Source organism: uncultured Ramlibacter sp., from assembly GCF_936925435.1.
GTDB lineage: Bacteria > Pseudomonadota > Gammaproteobacteria > Burkholderiales > Burkholderiaceae_C > Ramlibacter.
Map to the genome: position 1 here is coordinate 98755 of NZ_CAKZHQ010000051.1, position 17093 is coordinate 115847.

At 67.5% G+C, this 17093-nt stretch carries 19 protein-coding genes; 11 read left to right on the forward strand and 8 right to left on the reverse strand.

The annotated features are described in order from the left end of the window. The first annotated feature begins 9 nt into the window (after positions 1–9). Entirely contained in the window at positions 10–1083 is a 1074-nt protein-coding gene (locus Q0632_RS21425; RefSeq protein WP_298934085.1) for a BMP family ABC transporter substrate-binding protein, read from the forward strand. Positions 1084–1087: 4 nt separating this feature from the next. Then, positions 1088–2362 carry a guanine deaminase gene (gene guaD / locus Q0632_RS21430; protein WP_298934087.1) on the forward strand — a complete coding sequence of 425 codons (1275 nt, stop codon included), beginning with the start codon at positions 1088–1090 and terminating at the stop codon, positions 2360–2362. Here the strand turns inward: guaD and Q0632_RS21435 are convergent. The 3 genes from Q0632_RS21435 to Q0632_RS21445 all read right to left on the reverse strand — a co-directional run bounded on the left by Q0632_RS21435 (position 2359) and on the right by Q0632_RS21445 (position 5461). After that, positions 2359–3177, reverse strand: coding sequence for an intradiol ring-cleavage dioxygenase (locus Q0632_RS21435; protein WP_298934089.1), 819 nt, complete (start codon positions 3175–3177; stop codon positions 2359–2361). The two genes, guaD and Q0632_RS21435, sit on opposite strands and share 4 nt — an antisense overlap. 65 nt (positions 3178–3242) lie before the next feature. After that, positions 3243–3911, reverse strand: coding sequence for a response regulator (locus Q0632_RS21440; protein ID WP_298934091.1), 669 nt, complete (start codon positions 3909–3911; stop codon positions 3243–3245). After that, a complete protein-coding gene (locus tag Q0632_RS21445; RefSeq protein ID WP_298934093.1) occupies positions 3908–5461 on the reverse strand; it encodes an ATP-binding protein in 1554 nt (517 codons plus the stop codon). The genes Q0632_RS21440 and Q0632_RS21445 overlap by 4 nt, the downstream gene beginning before the upstream one ends. A gap of 149 nt (positions 5462–5610) precedes the next feature. On the opposite strand from Q0632_RS21445, the gene dcd reads away from it, so the two are divergent. Genes dcd through Q0632_RS21460 form a run of 3 tightly spaced genes read left to right on the forward strand, consistent with a single transcriptional unit; the run spans position 5611 to position 6991 of the window. After that, complete coding sequence (dcd, locus tag Q0632_RS21450; RefSeq protein ID WP_298934095.1) at positions 5611–6177, forward strand: dCTP deaminase; 567 nt, start codon at positions 5611–5613, stop codon at positions 6175–6177. A gap of 22 nt (positions 6178–6199) precedes the next feature. Beyond that, positions 6200–6604, forward strand: coding sequence for a GFA family protein (locus Q0632_RS21455; protein ID WP_298934097.1), 405 nt, complete (start codon positions 6200–6202; stop codon positions 6602–6604). Between the two features lie 3 nt (positions 6605–6607). Continuing rightward, positions 6608–6991 carry a VOC family protein gene (locus Q0632_RS21460; protein ID WP_298934099.1) on the forward strand — a complete coding sequence of 128 codons (384 nt, stop codon included), beginning with the start codon at positions 6608–6610 and terminating at the stop codon, positions 6989–6991. A gap of 4 nt (positions 6992–6995) precedes the next feature. On the opposite strand, the gene Q0632_RS21465 is transcribed toward Q0632_RS21460, so the two are convergent. The 3 genes from Q0632_RS21465 to Q0632_RS21475 form a co-directional block, all read right to left on the reverse strand. Next, on the reverse strand, positions 6996–7328 hold the full coding sequence (locus Q0632_RS21465; protein WP_298934101.1) for a hypothetical protein: 333 nt from the start codon (positions 7326–7328) through the stop codon (positions 6996–6998). Between the two features lie 176 nt (positions 7329–7504). Next, complete coding sequence (locus Q0632_RS21470) at positions 7505–9409, reverse strand: acyltransferase family protein (protein WP_298934103.1); 1905 nt, start codon at positions 9407–9409, stop codon at positions 7505–7507. Between the two features lie 50 nt (positions 9410–9459). Then, the gene (locus Q0632_RS21475; RefSeq protein WP_298934105.1) at positions 9460–10377 is read right to left on the reverse strand and encodes a delta(1)-pyrroline-2-carboxylate reductase family protein; all 918 of its coding nucleotides are present in this window, start codon (positions 10375–10377) and stop codon (positions 9460–9462) included. Positions 10378–10495: 118 nt separating this feature from the next. Between Q0632_RS21475 and Q0632_RS21480 the strand changes: the two genes are divergently transcribed. The 3 genes from Q0632_RS21480 (at position 10496) to Q0632_RS21490 (ending at position 11905) form a co-directional block, all read left to right on the forward strand. Continuing rightward, a complete protein-coding gene (locus tag Q0632_RS21480; protein WP_298934107.1) occupies positions 10496–10858 on the forward strand; it encodes a hypothetical protein in 363 nt (120 codons plus the stop codon). A gap of 32 nt (positions 10859–10890) precedes the next feature. Next, a complete protein-coding gene (locus tag Q0632_RS21485) occupies positions 10891–11457 on the forward strand; it encodes a DUF2799 domain-containing protein (protein WP_298934108.1) in 567 nt (188 codons plus the stop codon). A gap of 121 nt (positions 11458–11578) precedes the next feature. After that, entirely contained in the window at positions 11579–11905 is a 327-nt protein-coding gene (locus Q0632_RS21490; RefSeq protein WP_298934110.1) for a hypothetical protein, read from the forward strand. Between the two features lie 4 nt (positions 11906–11909). On the opposite strand, the gene recJ is transcribed toward Q0632_RS21490, so the two are convergent. Together recJ and Q0632_RS21500 are read right to left on the reverse strand one after the other, a co-directional pair. Then, the gene (recJ, locus tag Q0632_RS21495) at positions 11910–13619 is read right to left on the reverse strand and encodes a single-stranded-DNA-specific exonuclease RecJ (RefSeq protein WP_298934112.1); all 1710 of its coding nucleotides are present in this window, start codon (positions 13617–13619) and stop codon (positions 11910–11912) included. Next, positions 13616–14563 (reverse strand): phosphoglycerate mutase, encoded by a 948-nt coding sequence (locus tag Q0632_RS21500; RefSeq protein WP_298934114.1) that lies wholly within the window; start codon positions 14561–14563, stop codon positions 13616–13618. The genes recJ and Q0632_RS21500 overlap by 4 nt, the downstream gene beginning before the upstream one ends. Positions 14564–14598: 35 nt before the next feature. On the opposite strand from Q0632_RS21500, the gene Q0632_RS21505 reads away from it, so the two are divergent. The 3 genes from Q0632_RS21505 (at position 14599) to Q0632_RS21515 (ending at position 17047) form a co-directional block, all read left to right on the forward strand. Then, positions 14599–15852 carry a lipoprotein-releasing ABC transporter permease subunit gene (locus Q0632_RS21505; protein ID WP_298934116.1) on the forward strand — a complete coding sequence of 418 codons (1254 nt, stop codon included), beginning with the start codon at positions 14599–14601 and terminating at the stop codon, positions 15850–15852. Then, positions 15845–16519, forward strand: a complete 675-nt coding sequence (lolD, locus tag Q0632_RS21510) for a lipoprotein-releasing ABC transporter ATP-binding protein LolD (RefSeq protein WP_298934118.1) — start codon at positions 15845–15847, stop codon at positions 16517–16519. The genes Q0632_RS21505 and lolD overlap by 8 nt, the downstream gene beginning before the upstream one ends. Before the next feature lie 105 nt (positions 16520–16624). Further along, a complete protein-coding gene (locus Q0632_RS21515; protein WP_298934120.1) occupies positions 16625–17047 on the forward strand; it encodes a hypothetical protein in 423 nt (140 codons plus the stop codon). Positions 17048–17093: the final 46 nt, after the last annotated feature.

Here is a 17093-nt window from a genome sequence, read left to right on the forward strand (position 1 = left end):
AGGACCACCATGTACAAAAACCTCGCCGCCACGTTTGTGGCTGCCTGCTGTTTTGCTTCCCCTGTTTTCTCCCAGACCAGGGAGCCGCTCAAGGTCGGCTTCGTCTACGTCACGCCCGTCACCGATGCCGGGTGGGTCCGCCAGCACGAGGAAGGCCGCAAGGCCGTCGAGGCCGCGTTCGCGGGCAAGGTCAAGACCAGCTTCGTCGAGAACGTGGCCGAGGGCCCGGACGCCGAGCGCGTCATCCGCGACCTGGCGCGCCAGGGCCACAAGCTGATCTTCACGCCCAGCTTCGGCTACATGGAGCCCACGCTCAAGGTGGCCAGGGACTTCCCCGACGTGAAGTTCGAGTCCATCACCGGCTACAAGACCGCGGCCAACGTGGCCGTGGCCAACGCGCGCCACTACGAGGGCCGCTACCTGGCCGGCATCGCCGCCGGCCGCATGAGCAAGACCGGCGTGGCCGGCTACGTGGCGGGCTTTCCCATCCCCGAGGTGCTGCAAGGCATCAACGCCTTCACCCTGGGCATGCGCTCGGTCAACCCCAAGGCGACGGTCAAGGTGGTCTGGCTCAACGCCTGGTTCGACCCGCCGCGCGAGCGCGACGCCGCCATGAGCCTGTTCGACCAGCAGGCCGACGTGGTGTCCTTCCACACCGGCTCCACCGCCGTGATGGCAGCGGCCCAGGAGCGCGGCAAGATGGCCGTGGCCTACCACTCCGACATGCGCAAGACCGCGCCCGACGCCCAGATCATTGCCGTCACCCACCAGTGGGGCGAGTACTACAAGCGCCGCACCCAGGCGGTGCTCGATGGCAGCTGGACCAGCGCCAATCTCTGGGGCGGCGTCAAGGAAGGCATGACCCGCGTCGAGGGTTTCGGCCCCAAGGTGCCCAAGGCGGTGCAAGAGGAAGTGCTGGCGCGCCAGAAGGACATCGCCGCCGGCAAGCTGCGGCCTTTTGCCGGCCCCCTGAGCGACAACGAGGGCAAGTCCGTACTCGCTGCTGGTGCATCGCTGAGCGACGAACAGATCCTGGGTATGAATTTTCTTGTATCGGGAGTGCAGGGGAAGCTTGCAAAATAAGGGCATGAAAGCCTACCGCGCCGCCCTCCTGCGTTTTGCCGATGATGGGTCGGCCCTCTACGACGAAGACGGCCTGCTGGTCATCGGCCCCGATGCCAGCGGCCGCAAGGTGGTGCGCGCCGCTGGCGCGTACAGCGCGCTGGCCGGCAATTTCCCCGGCGTGGCGGTGGAGCACCTGCCGGGCCGCATCCTGGCGCCGGGTTTCATTGACCTGCATGTGCACTTCCCGCAGACCGACGTGATCGGCTCGCCGGCCGAGGGCCTGCTGCCCTGGTTGGAGAACTACACCTTCCCGCACGAATCGCGCTTTGCCGACCCGGCCTATGCCCAGGGCGTGGCCACCGTCTTCTTCGATGAACTGCTGCGCCACGGCGTGACCACGGCCCTGACCTTTGCCACCTCGCATCCGGCCTCCGTCAATGCCTTGATGGAAGACGCCCAGCGCCGCGGCCTGCGCCTGATCGCCGGCAAGGTGCTGCAGGACCGCCACTCGCCCGACGGCGTGCGCGACGAGACCGAGCAATCGCTGGCCGACAGCGAAGCGCTGATCCAGAAGTGGCACGGCACGGACCGCCTGGGCTATGCCATCACGCCGCGCTTTGCGCCCAGCTGCAGCGAGGCCCAGCTGCGCGGCGCCGGCGAGCTTGCGGCCAAGTACCCCGACGTGTGGATCCAGTCGCATGTGGCGGAGAACAAGGACGAGATCGCCTGGGCGCGCCAGCTGTTCCCGGCTTCGCGCAGCTACCTGGCTGTGTACGACGACTTCGGCCTGATGCGCGAGCGCGCCATCTACGCCCACTGCATCCACTTCGACGACGAAGACCGGTCCCTGATGCGCAGCACCGGCGCGGCGGCAGCCGTCAGCCCCACCAGCAATCTCTTTCTGGGCAGCGGTTTCTTCGACTTTGCCGGGGCCGACCGCATCGGCTTCCAGTACGGCCTGGCCAGCGACGTCGGCGGCGGCACCAGCTTCAGCCCCTTCCACACCATGCTGGCGGCCTACTACGTGGGCCGCGAGGGCCAAACCAAGCAGGGCGTGTCGCTGTCGCCGCAGCAGCTGTGGTGGCGCCACACGGCCGGCGCGGCCCAGGCCCTGGGCCTGGACGGCGTGGTGGGCAACCTGCAGCCCGGCTGCGAGGCCGACTTCATCGTGCTCAACCCGCAGGCCATGCCCTTGCTGGCGCGCAAAGTGGCGCATGCGCGCAACCTCGACGAGCTGCTGTTCTCGCTGATCGTGCTGGGCGACGACCGGATCGTCGAACGGACCGTGATCTCCTAAGCCGCCACGCCAAGCTGCAGCGTGGCGACATAGCCGGCGTTGTTGCTGCCCGTCACGCTGGCCAGCTGCAGGCTGGAGCCGTCGCCGAAGACGTTGTCGCCCGACAGGCTGGTGCCCGCCAGGTTGGCGGCGCTGCCGGTGTAGCGCGAATCGGCATAGACGGCGCTGCAGGCCGCCTTGGGCAAAGCCAGCTGCGAGGTGCGGATGTCATTGTTGCCGCCGGTGGCCGCGGACAGGCTGGAGAACACCTCGAAGTGGATGTGCGGCCAGCGGCCGTCGTAGCAGCCCGGGAAGATGGTGGTGAAGGTGACGTCGCCGGCGGTGTCGCTGACCTGCACGCCGCGCAGGTAGTTCTCGCCGGCGATGGCCGGGGAGTACATCGAGTAGCGGCCCAGGGCGTCGCAGTGCCAGAGATAGACCGCGAAGCCGGCCAGCGAGGCGCAGCTGTTGGCGGTGTTGACCAGCTGCAGGCGCAGGGTCAGGGCAATGCCGGCTGCGGTGGCGCTGGCGCCGTTGAAGCTGGAGGTGATGACGCTGCGCACGATGCCGCTTTGCGTGAGCGCATTGGCCGTGCTGCCACCGGCGCCGGCGTTCGTGCCGTCGCCAGGGTAGGGGCCGGCGGTCTCCTGCGGGATGGCGCTGCAGCTGGTGCCGCTGCTGGAAGACGAGGAGCTTTCCTCGTCTTCCGTGCCGCCACAGGCGCCCAGCAGGACGGTGGCGCCGGCGCCCAGCCAGGCCAGGGCCTGGCGGCGCTGCAGCAGGGTGGACAGGTCGTGGGCCAGGCCCTCGGGGTGGGAGTGTTTGTGTGCTTGCATGGCCTCCAGCATCGCGGCCAATTGCGCAGAAATCTGGCAGAAGCGCAGCGGCCCGCGCGCGCTGTTCAGCGCTCTTCGAAGCTGAAGCCCACGCCGTAGACCGAGCGGATCCAGTCATGGCCGGGATCGACCGCCCCCAGCTTGCGGCGCAGGTTCTTCACGTGGCTGTCCAGCGCCCGCTGGTTGGCGTCCAGCGCCTCGGGATAAACCAGGTCCAGCAACTGGGCGCGCGAGAAGATGCGGCCGGGCCGCGCCGCCAGCACCGCCAGCAGGCCGAACTCCTTGCGCGTGAGATCCAGCCGCGCGCCCTGCAGCATGGCCCTGCCCTGGCCCGCATCGAGTTGCAGGCCGCTGCGCGGCGCCTGGCCGCCGCTGCGCCGCAGGACGGCCTGGACCCGCGCCACCACCTCGCGCGGCGAGAAGGGCTTGCAGATGTAGTCATCCGCGCCCAGCTCCAGGCCCAGCAGGCGGTCGACCTCCTCGACCCGGGCCGTGAGCATCACCACCGGCAGGCTGCCGCGCTCGCGCAGGGCGCGCAGCACGGACAGGCCATCGCGTCCCGGCAGCATCAGGTCCAGCAGCACCAGGGCCGGCGGCTGTGCCAGCGCGGCCTGCAGGGCCAGCTCGCCATCGGCGAAGTGCTGGGGCGTGTAGCCGGCGGCGCGCAGGTAGTCGACCAGCACGGAGGCGATGTCGGCCTCGTCCTCGACGACGAAGATGGCCGGTCCGCTCATGCCGGGGCCACCGGCAGGGTGATGGTGATGCGCAGCCCGCCCAGCGGCGACAGCGCCGCCGCGATGCTGCCACCGTGTGCTTGCACGATGGCCTTGCAAATGGCCAGGCCCAGGCCGGCGCCGCCGCTGGCCCGGGCGCGTGAGGCCTCGCCGCGGAAGAAGCGCTCGAACAGGCGCGGCAGGTCCTCCCGCCGCGGCGCGGGCGCCGAGTCCTCGACCACCAGGGTGAGCAGGCTGCCCGGTCCGGCGCCCAGGGCCGCGAACAGGCGCAGCGTTCCGCCCGTGTCGGTGTAGCGCAGGCTGTTTTCCAGCAGGTTGCTGGTCACCTGGGCCAGGCGGCCGTCGTCGCCGCGCACGCGCGGGCGCGCGCCGGCCTGCAGGGCGCGCAGGCTGTCCAGGCCTTCGATGCGGATGCCGCGCTGCGCCAGGCGCGGGGCCATGGCCTCGGCCGCATCGAGCAGCACCTGCAGCGGTTCGGCCGTCGTCGCCTGCAAGGCCTGCGGGTCGTAGGCCTCTTCCATGCCCAGGCGCAGGTCGTCCACCAGCTGGCCCAGGCGCATCACCTGGCCATGCAGGCGGCGGGCCGTGCCGGCATCGAAGCTGCGCACGCCGTCCTGCACCGCCTCGATCTCGGCGCGCACCGCTGCCACCGGTGTGCGCAACTCGTGCGCCACGTCGGACAGCCATTGCTGGCGCGACTGCTCCACTGCCGCCAGCTTGGCGGCCATGGCGTTGAAGGTCTGGCTCAGGTCGGCCAGCTCGTCGTTGCCCTGCACCGGGACAGCCACATTCAGCCGGCCGTCGGCCACGGCGCTGGCCGCGCCCACCAGCTGCTCCACCGGCCGCAGCCAGCGGCGCGCCAGAGCGGCCGACAGCAGCAGGGCCAGCAGCAGGCCGGCCAGGCCGGTATAGATGATGAAGCGCGACTGCTGGGCGATGAAGGCCTGGTCGGCGGCCGAGCCTATGCCGGCCAGCGGCGCCAGCGCCAGCCAGCCCACGGTGCGGCCGTCCACTTGCACCGGTGTGCGCAGCGCATCGGCATCGATGGACGCATTGCCGGCGATGAGCTCGCTGCCGTCGGCGGCCAGCAGGGCCAGTCGGCTGTAAATCGAGCCGGGCATGGCGCGCGGGTCGCCAGGGCGGCCGGGTGGCGGGGGCGGCGTATAGCGGTCGGGCAGCACGTCCAGCTGCGGCCCGCCGAGCGGCCTACCCGGGCCCCCAGGCCCGAAGCCGGGACCGCGGTCCGGCCCTGCACCGCGCGGCGGCCCGGGTGGCCCGCCGTCGCGCACCGGCAGCATGCCGCCGGGCATCTGGGCCGCATGCCAGGCCTGGCTGTCGCCGCGCAAGCGGTTCCAGTTGCCGTCGCGGGTGTAGATGCGCTGCAGGTTGGCCACCATCCAGTCCAGGCGTGACAGCTCGATCTCGGCCACATAGGCGCCGATGCCGCGCTGCAGGCCCAGGCGCGACAGGCCGGTGAACAGGGCCAGCAGCAGGGCCAGCAGCAGCGCCAGGGCGATGAAGAACTTGCGCTGCAGCGTCAGGCGGGGCATCGGCTCATTTTGCAGGAGGCTGGTTGCCGCCGGCGAGGGTGTTGGGTGGCGTCATGCGCCCACTTTAGGCGCCGATCGGGGAGGAAATGAGGAGGGCGGCGGCTGCGCCGGGAGGGTGGCCCGTAAAATGACCCACAGGAGAGAACGCAATGACGATCAAGAGCGACAAGTGGATCCGCAAGATGGCCGAGCAGCACGGCCTGATCGAGCCTTTCGAGCCCGGCCAGATCCGCGAGGCCAACGGCAAGCGAGTCATCAGCTACGGCACCTCCAGCTACGGCTACGACATCCGCTGCGCGCCCGAATTCAAGGTCTTCACCAACATCCACAGCACCGTGGTCGACCCGAAGAACTTCGACGAGAAGAGCTTTGTCGACTTCCACGACGACGTCTGCATCATCCCGCCCAACAGCTTCGCCCTGGCGCGCACGCTGGAGTACTTCCGCATCCCGCGCAACGTGCTGACCATCTGCCTGGGCAAGAGCACCTACGCGCGCTGCGGCATCATCGTCAACGTGACGCCCTTCGAGCCCGAGTGGGAAGGCTATGTGACGCTGGAGTTCAGCAACACCACGCCCCTGCCCGCCAAGATTTATGCCGGCGAAGGCTGCGCCCAGGTGCTGTTCTTCGAGAGCGACGAGGTCTGCGAGACCAGCTACAAGGACCGCGGCGGCAAGTACCAGGGCCAGCGCGGTGTGACGCTCCCAAAGGCCTGAGTCCTTGGAAAGGGAGGCTGCTGTGTCCATCAAGTTTGTGGGCGGCGCCCCCGTCCTGCCCAAGCACCGCCTGTCCTGCCACTGCGGCGCCCTGGTCTTTGAGGTGGACCTGCCGGACGGCATCGTCAATCCGCGCCACTGCGATTGCTCGATCTGCAGGCGCAAGGGCGCGGTCGTTGCTTCGGTTCCGTTGAGTGGCATCCGCCTGCTGCAAGGACAAGAGCATCTGCGCCAGTACCAGTTCAACACCGGCGTGGCCAGGCACTACTTCTGCGGCGTCTGCGGCATCTACACCCACCACCAGCGCCGCTCATTTCCCGACCAGTACGGCTACAACGTGGGCTGCCTGGAGGGCATCAACCCCTTTCTGCTGGGCGACGTGCCGGTGTCGGATGGGGTGAATCACCCGGCCGACAGGCGGAGTTAAGACGTGTTCTCACACATCTTTGTTGGTGTCCGCGACTTCGACCGGGCGCTGGCGTTCTACACGCCGGTGATGGCTGCGCTGGGCATCCAGGCGCGCTTTTGTGAGCACAGCCGGCCATGGGCGGGCTGGCAGTCCCAACCGGAGCCGCGGCCATTGTTTGTCATCGGCAAGCCCTTCGATGGGCTGCACACGCCGGGCAACGGCCAGATGGTGGCGTTTTCGGCGCAGAGCCGGCCAGTGGTGGACCAGGTCTATGCGGTCGCGCTTGCCAACGGCGGGACCTCGGAGGGCCCCCCGGGTTTGCGGCCCGAGTACCACGCGAACTATTACGGCGCCTACTTCCGCGACCCCGAGGGCAACAAGCTCTGCGTTGCCTGCCACTCCTGACGGGTCAGTGTTCCACCGCGGTCTTGTCCTCATGCTGCAGCGATCCCGCCGCAACCGCGCCACCTGCTCCGGCGATCGCGCCCACAGGGCCGCCCACCAGCACGCCGATGGGCCCAGCCACTGCCGCGCCGATGGCAGCGCCGGCGGCTGCACCGGCCACCACGCCGGCACCGACAAAGACCGACTTGGCTTCGTGCGCCGCATGTTCAGGGTCCATCGGAATCTGCGCCGAAGGTTCGGGATCCTGTGATGGCACGCCATGGCCCGGCTTGGCTTGCTCGGTCAGGTCGGGGTCGGCTTCTTCCGGGACGTTTGGGGAAGCAATTGGCAGGTCCATGGCGGTCTCCTGTAGGGATACACAACCAGGGTAGCCCTGCGGGCCGGCGCGTATGTCGGTCGCGGTGCTGTTGCAGGGTAGGACGTGTCTGGGGTGGCTATTCCTCTTCACGCGCGCCGGTATGCGGATTGCAAATCCTTGTTTCGTGACTCGACAAGAACGTTCAGATCAGCAAATCAAACAGCGCCCCCCTCCTTTGGGCTTTTCAGCCACTGCCGAATCTCGCGCGCTACAAGCTCATTTCCCGCGTCTGACAAATGGTCACCATAGCTGTACAGGAGCTTTCCACCATTGGCGACCGGACAAATATTGAGTTCGGCATCGCACAAAAGTGGTGTCATATCAAAAAACCTTACTTTGGGGGAAGAGTTCGCAATTTCTCGCAGCCATGCGCGATAGCTGGATGTGTCGGACAGGTGTTGGGCAAGCGGAAGAATGCAAGTGCGTTGCCTCGCTATCTCAGCAAGAAAAGGAACGATCAGTTCGCGCGAGCAAGCTGCGGGTGACTCATGTTCACCGGTAACCGTAGGGTTATCAGCTACAAGCACGACGTTCTTGCCTCGTTGAACAAGCCCGGAAACGGCATCTTCAAAATTGCGCCGCTGACCTTCTTCATGGGATACGCGGAAAGCAGCCACCAACAACACGGTTTTTATCTTCGGGTCGGCAAGGGCTTCCCACACCAGCGCTCTACCCTGAGAACAGGTCGGTGCGCCAAGTTCTGCATTCCCGCGAGGACAGCCAGACGACCCGATGAGCATCCACCTGTCGTCGCCTCTTTGGCTCTCACGTACCAATCCCCAGTAAAGCGCCTCAGCCTTTGAATCGCCCCATACCACGGAGTCAGGCAAACCGCCAGCGTTGCGCGCGCAGTGCATGTCTCGCGGTCCACTGCGGGTGGAGATGCAATCGGGAATTGTCAATTCAATTCCTCTGCGCAAGCCGCCTGTTCCAGCCTTTGCATTGATGCGAGCAACAGTTCGATCTGAGAATCCATTGCCCGACAGCACTGCCGCAGCACCAGCAATAGGAACGGCAAGCGCAATGGCACACAACGCCGCCATTTGCCGGGTAGGTCGTGCGGCGATTGGCCTCTCAATCCAACGGTGGGTGCCGTAGGCCAGGATTGCGGCAGCAAGCAACCATGCGCCAGTAAAGCTGGCTGCTTCGGCCTCACCACGACCCAATAAATTTCGAAGTGCTATGACCGGCCAATGCCATAGATAAAGGGGATAACTTATGCGGCCCAGCAATTGCAGCGGTGCGCTGGCAAGCCAGCGCACGGTTTTATCGCTATAGCCTCCAGCAATGATCGCGGCCGCGCCGCCGACACTCGCCATCATCAACTCAAGGTGCAGCGATTGGGTGCCATCTGATAGCAAGGCCGCAGCAATGAGCGCGAACCCTGACCATGCTAGCCAGCGGGGGCTGCGCCAAGTTGAAGGAAGCCAAGCCAGTGCCACACCTGCAAGCAATTCCCAGGCACGCGCTAGTGGGTGGTAAAAGGCGCTTGCAGCGTCTTCGGGCATCCACAGCGCTTCAAGCGCCAAGGAAGCGATTGCGCAAATAATCACCAGAGACAACGCCATACGTCGCGGTGCTATCCATGCGAATATGAGCGGCCATAGCATGTAGAACTGTTCTTCTACTCCCAGGGACCACAGGTGCATGAGCGGTTTGGTAGACGTGGCAGCGTCAAAGTAGCCTGATTCGCGAAGCAACTGCAGATTGCCCAACGACAATCCAGCTGCAATTGTCAGTTTTGCTGTAGCTAAGAATTCCTCGGGAAGCAACACAAACCAGCAAAGTGCGATCGTTGCGCACAAAACAACTGTCAGCGCGGGAAACAGTCTTCGCACCCGGCGTGCATAGAAGTCCCATAGCGAAGCCCGACCGGTCAAGCGCGCGCGTAGCAGGCTGCGCGTAATCACGTAGCCGCTGATGACGAAGAAAATATCAACGCCCAGGAAACCTGCCGGGAGCAGTACAGGGAAGCCGTGGTAAATGACCACAGCCAGCACGGCAATAGCCCGTAGTCCCTCAATATCAGTGCGACGTGTGGAGTATGGATCTAAAGACATTGTGGGACTGAGGCAGGAGTCTACTAGGGGGGAAACCGGGGTGATAAGTCTCAGAGATTCATCGCGCAGCGCGCCGCAGCCAGATCCCAGCCCGCCCAGCCGCAACTCTTGAACAACACCGGGCCGCGTGCCGCCGATGCGGTGCCGGCAATCACATCCCGCAAGGCCGCGAACGGAGCCACATCCAGCCCAGCCTGCAGCAGATCACCTGCTTCATGTTCTGCATCTGAGGTATCGACGAAGATGCTGCCTCGCTCCGCACAGTGGCGGCAGAACGCCGTTGACAACTCCACCATCCTGGGCGTGAAGGCACCTACCGCTGCGATGAAGGCGTCGGCGCGCGGCATCGCGGACAGCACCACGCCATTGGCCGGCGTGCAAGTCACCACCAGCGGGCATTCGGCCAAAGCCGCATTCGCATCGCCCACCACGCTAGCCTGCAGGCCCAGTTCCCGCGCACGTGAAGCCAGGGCCTGTGCGCTGGCATCGCTGCGTGAGGCGATGCGCACTTCCTTGACCGGCAGGCCCTCGGCAAAGGCTTCCAGATGCGCCAAGCCTTGCGCCCCTGCACCCACGATCAGCAATGGACCTTCAGGATGGGGGGCCAGGCGCTGCGCCGCCAGCAGCGAGACGGCGGCCGTGCGGCGTGCCGTCACGGTGGGACCGTCCAGCACCAGGGCGCGGCTGCCGGTGGCGATGTCGAAGACCACCACGTCGCCCTGGATCGCCGGCCTTTGGGTTCCGGCGTTGGCAGGCGTGAAGGTGATCAGCTTGGTGATGGCAATGCGGCCGTCCAGCGCCGGCATGACGAAGAGGCTGGCGCCGCCCGGCAGGGCCTGCACCAGGCGCGGCGGCACCTGCACGGCGGGATCGGCCAGCAGGGCGGCAATCTCTCGCGCCAGCGCGCCATAGGGCAGGCGAGCGGCGGTCTGGGCGGCTGTCTGAAGAGGATGGGGCAGGGAAGTCATCGGCTGGAGAGTGAGGACGCGTGTCGCGATTCTGTCCTACGCCGCGACGCGTTGTCCGCGTGCGTGCAGACGGCGGGCAGCTTCTTAGCATGTCCCCAACGCCACCAGGAGTTTCACCATGCTGTCCCGGTTCATCGACCCCAACGCCCGCTCGCCTTATTCCAAGCTGTTCTGGGCCGCAGTCGGCGTGGTGGCTCTGGTGCAACTGGCGGCGCTGTACATGCTGTGCAGCCAGCAGATGCGCAATGCTGACGCCCGGGCCAGCCAGATCCAGATGCAGCGCACGGCCGTCAACGACTGCCTGCAGTACCAGGCCCAATCCACCATCGGCAGCTGCTTCCGCCAGATGGCCGCTGACACCAGGGAGCGTGACTTGTACCGCGCCGACGACGTGACCACGGCCACCCGCGAGGCCGGCGCCATCGTCGCGGTCCGTGCGCCCATGGGCGCCGCCATTCCGGTCAGCTTCAGCTACCGCTGAGTGCCGTCGCGGACGGCGGCAATAATCGGCGCATGACGCCGCGCCCGTTTCTTCTTTCCCTCTCCTTCTTCCGTATCGCCTTCGCCAGCCTGTTGCTGGCCGCCCTGGGCGGCTGCGCCAGCATGACGCCGGCCGAGTGCAAGAACGCCAACTGGCAGGACGTCGGCCTGCGCGACGGCCTGGCCGGCGAACCGCTGACCGCGCTGGATGCGCGCACCAAGTCCTGCGCCGAGGCGGGTGTACAGGCCAACGCCCAGGCCTACCTGCACGGGCGTAACCAGGGACTGCAAAGCTATTGCCGCCTGGACCACGCGGCACGCCTGGGCCTGGACGGCAAGAGCTACCACGGCGTCTGCGCTGCCGGCATCGACGCCGAGTTCCGCCACCGCTATGGCGTGGGGCGCGAGGTCTACCGCGCCCGCTCCGAGCTGCGCAGCCTGGACAGCCGGCGCAACTCCCTGGAAGACAAGCTGGAAGATGCCAAGGGCAACGACGAGCGCAAGCGCCTGCGTGACGACCTGAGCGACCTGGACCGCAGCCTGCGCCGGGCCCGCGACCGCCTGCGCGATGCGGAGTGGGCTTACGACCGCTTGCGCTGAGGGGGGAACTTTCCTCCCGGGTTGAGCTTGCGTCTGACACCGGCTGGGCATTGCCGCCGACTGCACAGCCTGCGGGTGCCGCCTATCTTTGCAGCACGCAATCAACGCATTGGAGAGCGCCATGCAACAGTCCGCTTCCACCTTCGCCTCGGCCCTGACTGCCACCCGGTCGCGGCCAGCCTCGCTCGACTGGTCCGATGACTGGGGCGATGCGAGAGATGTGGCGGGCTACTGCCCCATGCAGTTGCTGGCCAGCTTCACCCTGCTGATGGCCGGCCATGGCCGCAGTGTCAGCAGCTCCATGATGCTGGGCGACCGCGAGTACGCCATGTGGCAGCTGGCCCGCGCCCATGCGATGGCCGACGAAGCACTGCGCGCCGTGGCCGTGCGCCTGTTCACTTATTTCGACGATCCGCGCGGCTGGGGCGCGGCCCTGCAGCAGGCCTGAACGCCTAGTACTCCGCGCCTTCCACCAGGAAGCGCACGCGCCGCACACCCTGCCATTCGTCGGCGTCCAGCCGGAAGGCCAGCAGCACCTTGGGCGGCAGCGGGTCGGTGTGGCTGAACCAGATGCCGTCCACCGCCTGGCCCTGGTGCTTGAGCTTCAAGGCCAGGTGCTTCTCACCCACCAGACGCTGCGACACCACTTCCACTTCCTCGCTGAACACCGGTGGTGCAAAGCCCTGGCCCCAGACCTCGTGGTGCAGCGTGTCCACCAGGTCGACCCGGCGGTACTCCGGCGCCAGCGGGCCGTCGGTGTGCAGGCGGCGCAGCAGCGTCTCGTGGTCCAGCCATTCCTGCGCCACCTGGTCCAGCGCCTGCTCGAAGGTGTCGAGCTGGTCCTCGGCGATGGTGCAGCCGGCCGCCATGGCATGGCCGCCAAAGCGCAGCAGCACGCCGGGATGGCGTTTCGCCACCAGGTCCAGCGCATCGCGCAGGTGAAAGCCGGGGATGGAGCGGCCCGAGCCTTTCAGCTCGTGTTCCTTGCCGTCGGCCTGGCTGGCGGCAAAGACAAAGGTTGGGCGGTGCAGCTTGTCCTTGATGCGCGAGGCCACGATGCCGACCACGCCCTCATGGAAGTCGGGATCGAACACGCAGATCGCCGCCGGCGGTACCTCGCCCTCGTCGAACATGGCCTCGGCCACCAGCATGGCCTGCTCGCGCATGCCGCCCTCGATGTCGCGCCGCTCGCGGTTGATGGCGTCCAGCGAGCGCGCCAGTTCGTCGCCGCGCGCGGCGTCATCGGTCAGCAGGCATTCGATGCCCAGTGTCATGTCGGCCAGCCGGCCGGCGGCATTGATGCGCGGGCCCAGGGCAAAGCCGAAGTCGAAGGTGGTGGCCGCCTGCGGCTTGCGCATGGCGGCGCCAAACAGGCTGGCCAGACCGCAGGGCAGCTGGCCGGCGCGGATGCGCTTGAGGCCTTGCGCCACCAGGCGGCGGTTGTTGGCGTCGAGCTTGACCACGTCGGCCACCGTGCCCAGGGCCACCAGCGGCAGCAGGGCATCGAGCTTGGGCTGATTCTGGGCGTCGAACACACCACGCGCGCGCAACTCGGCGCGCAGCGCCAGCAGCACATAGAACATCACGCCCACGCCGGCGATGGACTTGCTCTCGAAATCGCAGCCTGGCTGGTTGGGATTGACGATCACCGCAGCGTCCGGCAGCTGCGCTCCGGGCAGGTGGTGGTCGGTCACCAGCACCTGCAGGCCCAGGGCATTGGCCATGGCCACGCCCTCGACGCTGGCGATGCCGTTGTCCACGGTGATCAGCAGGTCCGCGCCGCTGTCCTTGACGCGTTTGGCGATCGGCGCGGTCAGACCGTAGCCGTCCACCACCCGGTCGGGGACGATGTAGCTGACATGCTGCGCGCCCAGCAGGCGCAGGCCGCGCATGCCCACGGCGCAGGCGGTGGCGCCGTCGCAGTCGTAGTCGGCCACGATGCACATGCGCCGGTTTTGCGCGATGGCATCGGCCAGCAGCACGGCCGCTTGCTGCACGCCCTTGAGGCCCGAGGGCGGCAGCAGGCGCGCCAGGCCGTCATCGAGTTCGTCCTTGCCCAGCACGCCGCGGGCGGCGTACAGGCGGGCCAGCAGCGGGTGCACGCCGGCCTGTTCCAGTGCCCAGGCGGCCCGGGGTGGGATGTCTCTTGCTACGATTTTCATAGCTGTTCCAGTCCATTCCACGGGGGATTGAGGCCGATTCCCCTCTGAATTCGGGGCCAGAGACCGGTCGGGGCTGGTGCCAGCGTCTGGGCGGCACGCGGGCCGCAGAGTGTGAGTTTGGCGTCGCCGCCGGCGCGCAGCACGGCCAGCAGGGCGGCGCAGGCATCCGCGTCCACCTGGGCCCAGGCAGCGGCGTGGGCGGCGGCATCGCCGCGCAGCGCGGGCGATGCCAGGCGCGATTCAACGCGCACATGGGGCGCGGGTGTGAAGGGCTGCTCCAGCATGCCGGCGCCACCGACCCAGAAGGAGTTGACCGGCAGCAGGCCACGGCGTTGCCGTTCTTCGGTCAGCGGGTGGGTGTAGAGCAGCATTTGCATCTCGTTTTGCAGTCGGCGCAGCGTGGCGGCTGCCGCGCCGCCGGTGTCGATCAAGGTGGGGGTCAGGCGCCGGGTGCTGGCGCGTTCCATCGCCAGGGTGGGCAGGCCGCGAAACAGCTCGCCCGTGGCCAGCCAGGTGCCGGCCATGCCGGGCCGGGGGCGCAGCGCGATGCCGTCTTCCAGGAAGTAGGGCGCCATCGCCGCCAGCAGGGTCTGCTCGTCGGCCTCGTCCAGTGCCAGCTCCTGGGCCGGCACCAGGGCCACGTGGTCGGCGCCCACGCGCCAGTGGCACAGCCTGACCCAGGCGCAGGGCGTGCCCACCGTACCCGTTTCCACCGCCGCCCAGGGGATGCGGCCGTCTTCCGATGGCAGGCCCAGGGCCTGGGCTGTGGCGATCTCGCTGGGCTCGGACAGGCTGTCCTCATCGGCCTCGGTGCGGCCGGCCGTCGCCATGCCGGCCAGCAGGGCGCGCAGATTGGGGGGCAGCGGGGAGGGCGCGGCAGCGCTGTCGCCGCCATCGGGGGCCAGCACGGCACCCGGAACGATCAAATGGAGCTTGTCCGACATGGGCCTATTGTCCGGGATGCCACAATCGCCGCTCCATGCGAATCCCCTACGAACTGGTGCTGGGCTGGCGCTACACCCGCGCCGGCCGCGCCACCCGCCGCAACGGCTTCATCTCTTTCATCTCTGGCGTGTCCATGCTGGGCATCGCGCTGGGCGTGGCGGCGCTGATCATCGTGCTGTCGGTGATGAACGGCTTCCAGAAAGAGGTGCGCGACCGCATGCTGGGCGTGGTCTCGCATGTGGAGATCTACGGCCCCGGCGGCGGCGTGCTGGCCGACCCGGCCCTGACCTTGAACGAGGTGCGGCGCCACCCGCAGGTGATCGGCGCCGCGCCCTTCGTCTCGGCCCAGGCCCTGATCGCCCGCGGCGAGGACATGCGCGGGGTGATGGTGCGCGGCATCGACCCGGCGCTGGAGCCGCAGGTGACCGACCTGGCCGTCAGCCAGGGCCAGGTGCTCAGGAAGCTGGTGCCCGGCGAGTTCGGCATCGTGCTGGGCGGGGAACTGGCGCGCCTGCTGGGTGTGCGTGCCGGCGACCCGGTGACCCTGATCGCGCCCAGCGGCCAGGTCACGCCGGCCGGCATCGTGCCGCGCCTGAAACAGATGACGGTGGTGGGCACCTTCGACTCCGGCCACTTCGAGTACGACAGTGGCCTGGTGATGCTGCACCAGGACGACGCCCAGCGCATCTTCCGCCTGGAAGGGCCGACCGGCCTGCGCCTGAAATTGAAGGACCTGCACCAGGCGCGCGAGGTGGCGGCCGACCTGGGCGCCACGCTGACCGGCCAGTTCATGATCCGTGACTGGACCCGCCAGAACCGCACCTGGTTTGCCGCGGTGCAGCTGGAAAAACGCATGATGTTCATCATCCTGACCCTGATCGTCGCGGTGGCGGCCTTCAACCTGGTGAGCACGCTGGTGATGACGGTGACCGACAAGCGTGCCGACATCGCCATCCTGCGCACCCTGGGCGCCAGCCCGTCCAGCATCATGGGCATCTTCGTCGTGCAGGGCGCCCTGGTGGGCGTGATCGGCACCTTCGCCGGCCTGTTGCTGGGACTGGGCATCGCGCTGAACATCGACGTCCTCGTGCCGGCGCTGGAGCAGGCCCTTGGCGCCAGCTTCCTGCCCAAGGACATCTACCTGATCAGCCGCATGCCCAGCGACCCGCAAGGCGCGGACATCATGCCCATCGCTTTCATTTCACTGGCGCTGGCCTTCGTCGCCACCATCTATCCGAGCTGGCGCGCCAGCCGCGTCAATCCGGCGGAGGCACTGCGCTATGAGTGACGTAGTCTTGAAATGTCAGGGCCTGACCAAGCGCTTCAACGAGGGCCGGCTGGACGTGGAAGTGCTGCACGGCATCGACTTCGAGGTGCGTGCCGGCGAGACGGTGGCCATCGTCGGCGCCTCGGGCTCGGGCAAGAGCACGCTGCTGCACCTGCTGGGCGGGCTGGATGCGCCCACCAGCGGCTCGGTGCATCTGATGGGGCAGGAGCTGTCCACGCTCAGCGCCGCGCAGCAAGGGCAGCTGCGCAACAAGCACCTGGGCTTCGTCTACCAGTTCCACCACCTGCTGCCCGAGTTCAGCGCGCTGGACAACGTCAGCATGCCGCTGCGCATCCGGCGCGAGAGCAAGGAACAGTGTGCGCAGGCGGCCCAGGCCGCCCTGGCCTCCGTGGGCCTGAGCCAGCGGGTGCGGCACAGGCCGGCAGAACTCTCGGGTGGTGAGCGCCAGCGCGTGGCCATCGCCCGTGCCCTGGTCAGTCACCCGGCCTGCGTGCTGGCCGACGAGCCCACCGGCAACCTGGACCGCAGCACGGCCGACGGCGTCTTTGACCTGATGCTGCAGCTGGCCCGCGACCGTGGCACGGCCTTTGTGCTGGTGACGCACGACCAGGCCCTGGCGGCGCGTTGCGGCCGGCAGCTGCGGCTGACATCGGGCGTGCTGGCCTAGTTGGCGCCGCACCGGGAAAGCAGCTCTTGCCGGTCGGGGCGGGACACCCTATAAACGCCTGACCCGATTCAACTTTCGCAAGGCCTGAGCAACATGACTTTTCCCATGGTTGCTGCCCTGTTCTTCACGGTGGCCCTGCTGGCCACGACGGCCTACTTCATCCTGGGCTCGATCCCGCTGCTGGTCCTCAAGCACGACACGCCGCTGGACGCGCGCTTTGTGCGGGCCTTCTTCAACATCTACTACCGTGGTGCGGTCTTCACCGCCGGCGCCACGGCCATCAGCTATGCCTTCGCCGGCCACCCGGCCTTCGCCGCCGGCGCCGCTGCGCTGGCCTTGATGGCCGTGGTCCTGCGCAAGCAGGTGATTCCCAAGATGGATGCGCTGGGCGAACAGATCCAGGTCAACCCCATAGATGCGATCCCGGGTTTCCGCAAAACCCACGCCATCGCCATCCTGATCAACATCGTCCAGCTGGCGATCGTCGTCTGGAGCCTGGTCCGGCTGGGGCGTCTGGCGGAAGCCTAGTTTCTGCTTGCCCCAAGCCGCATGCGGGCGGGCTTCTTCTGGGCGC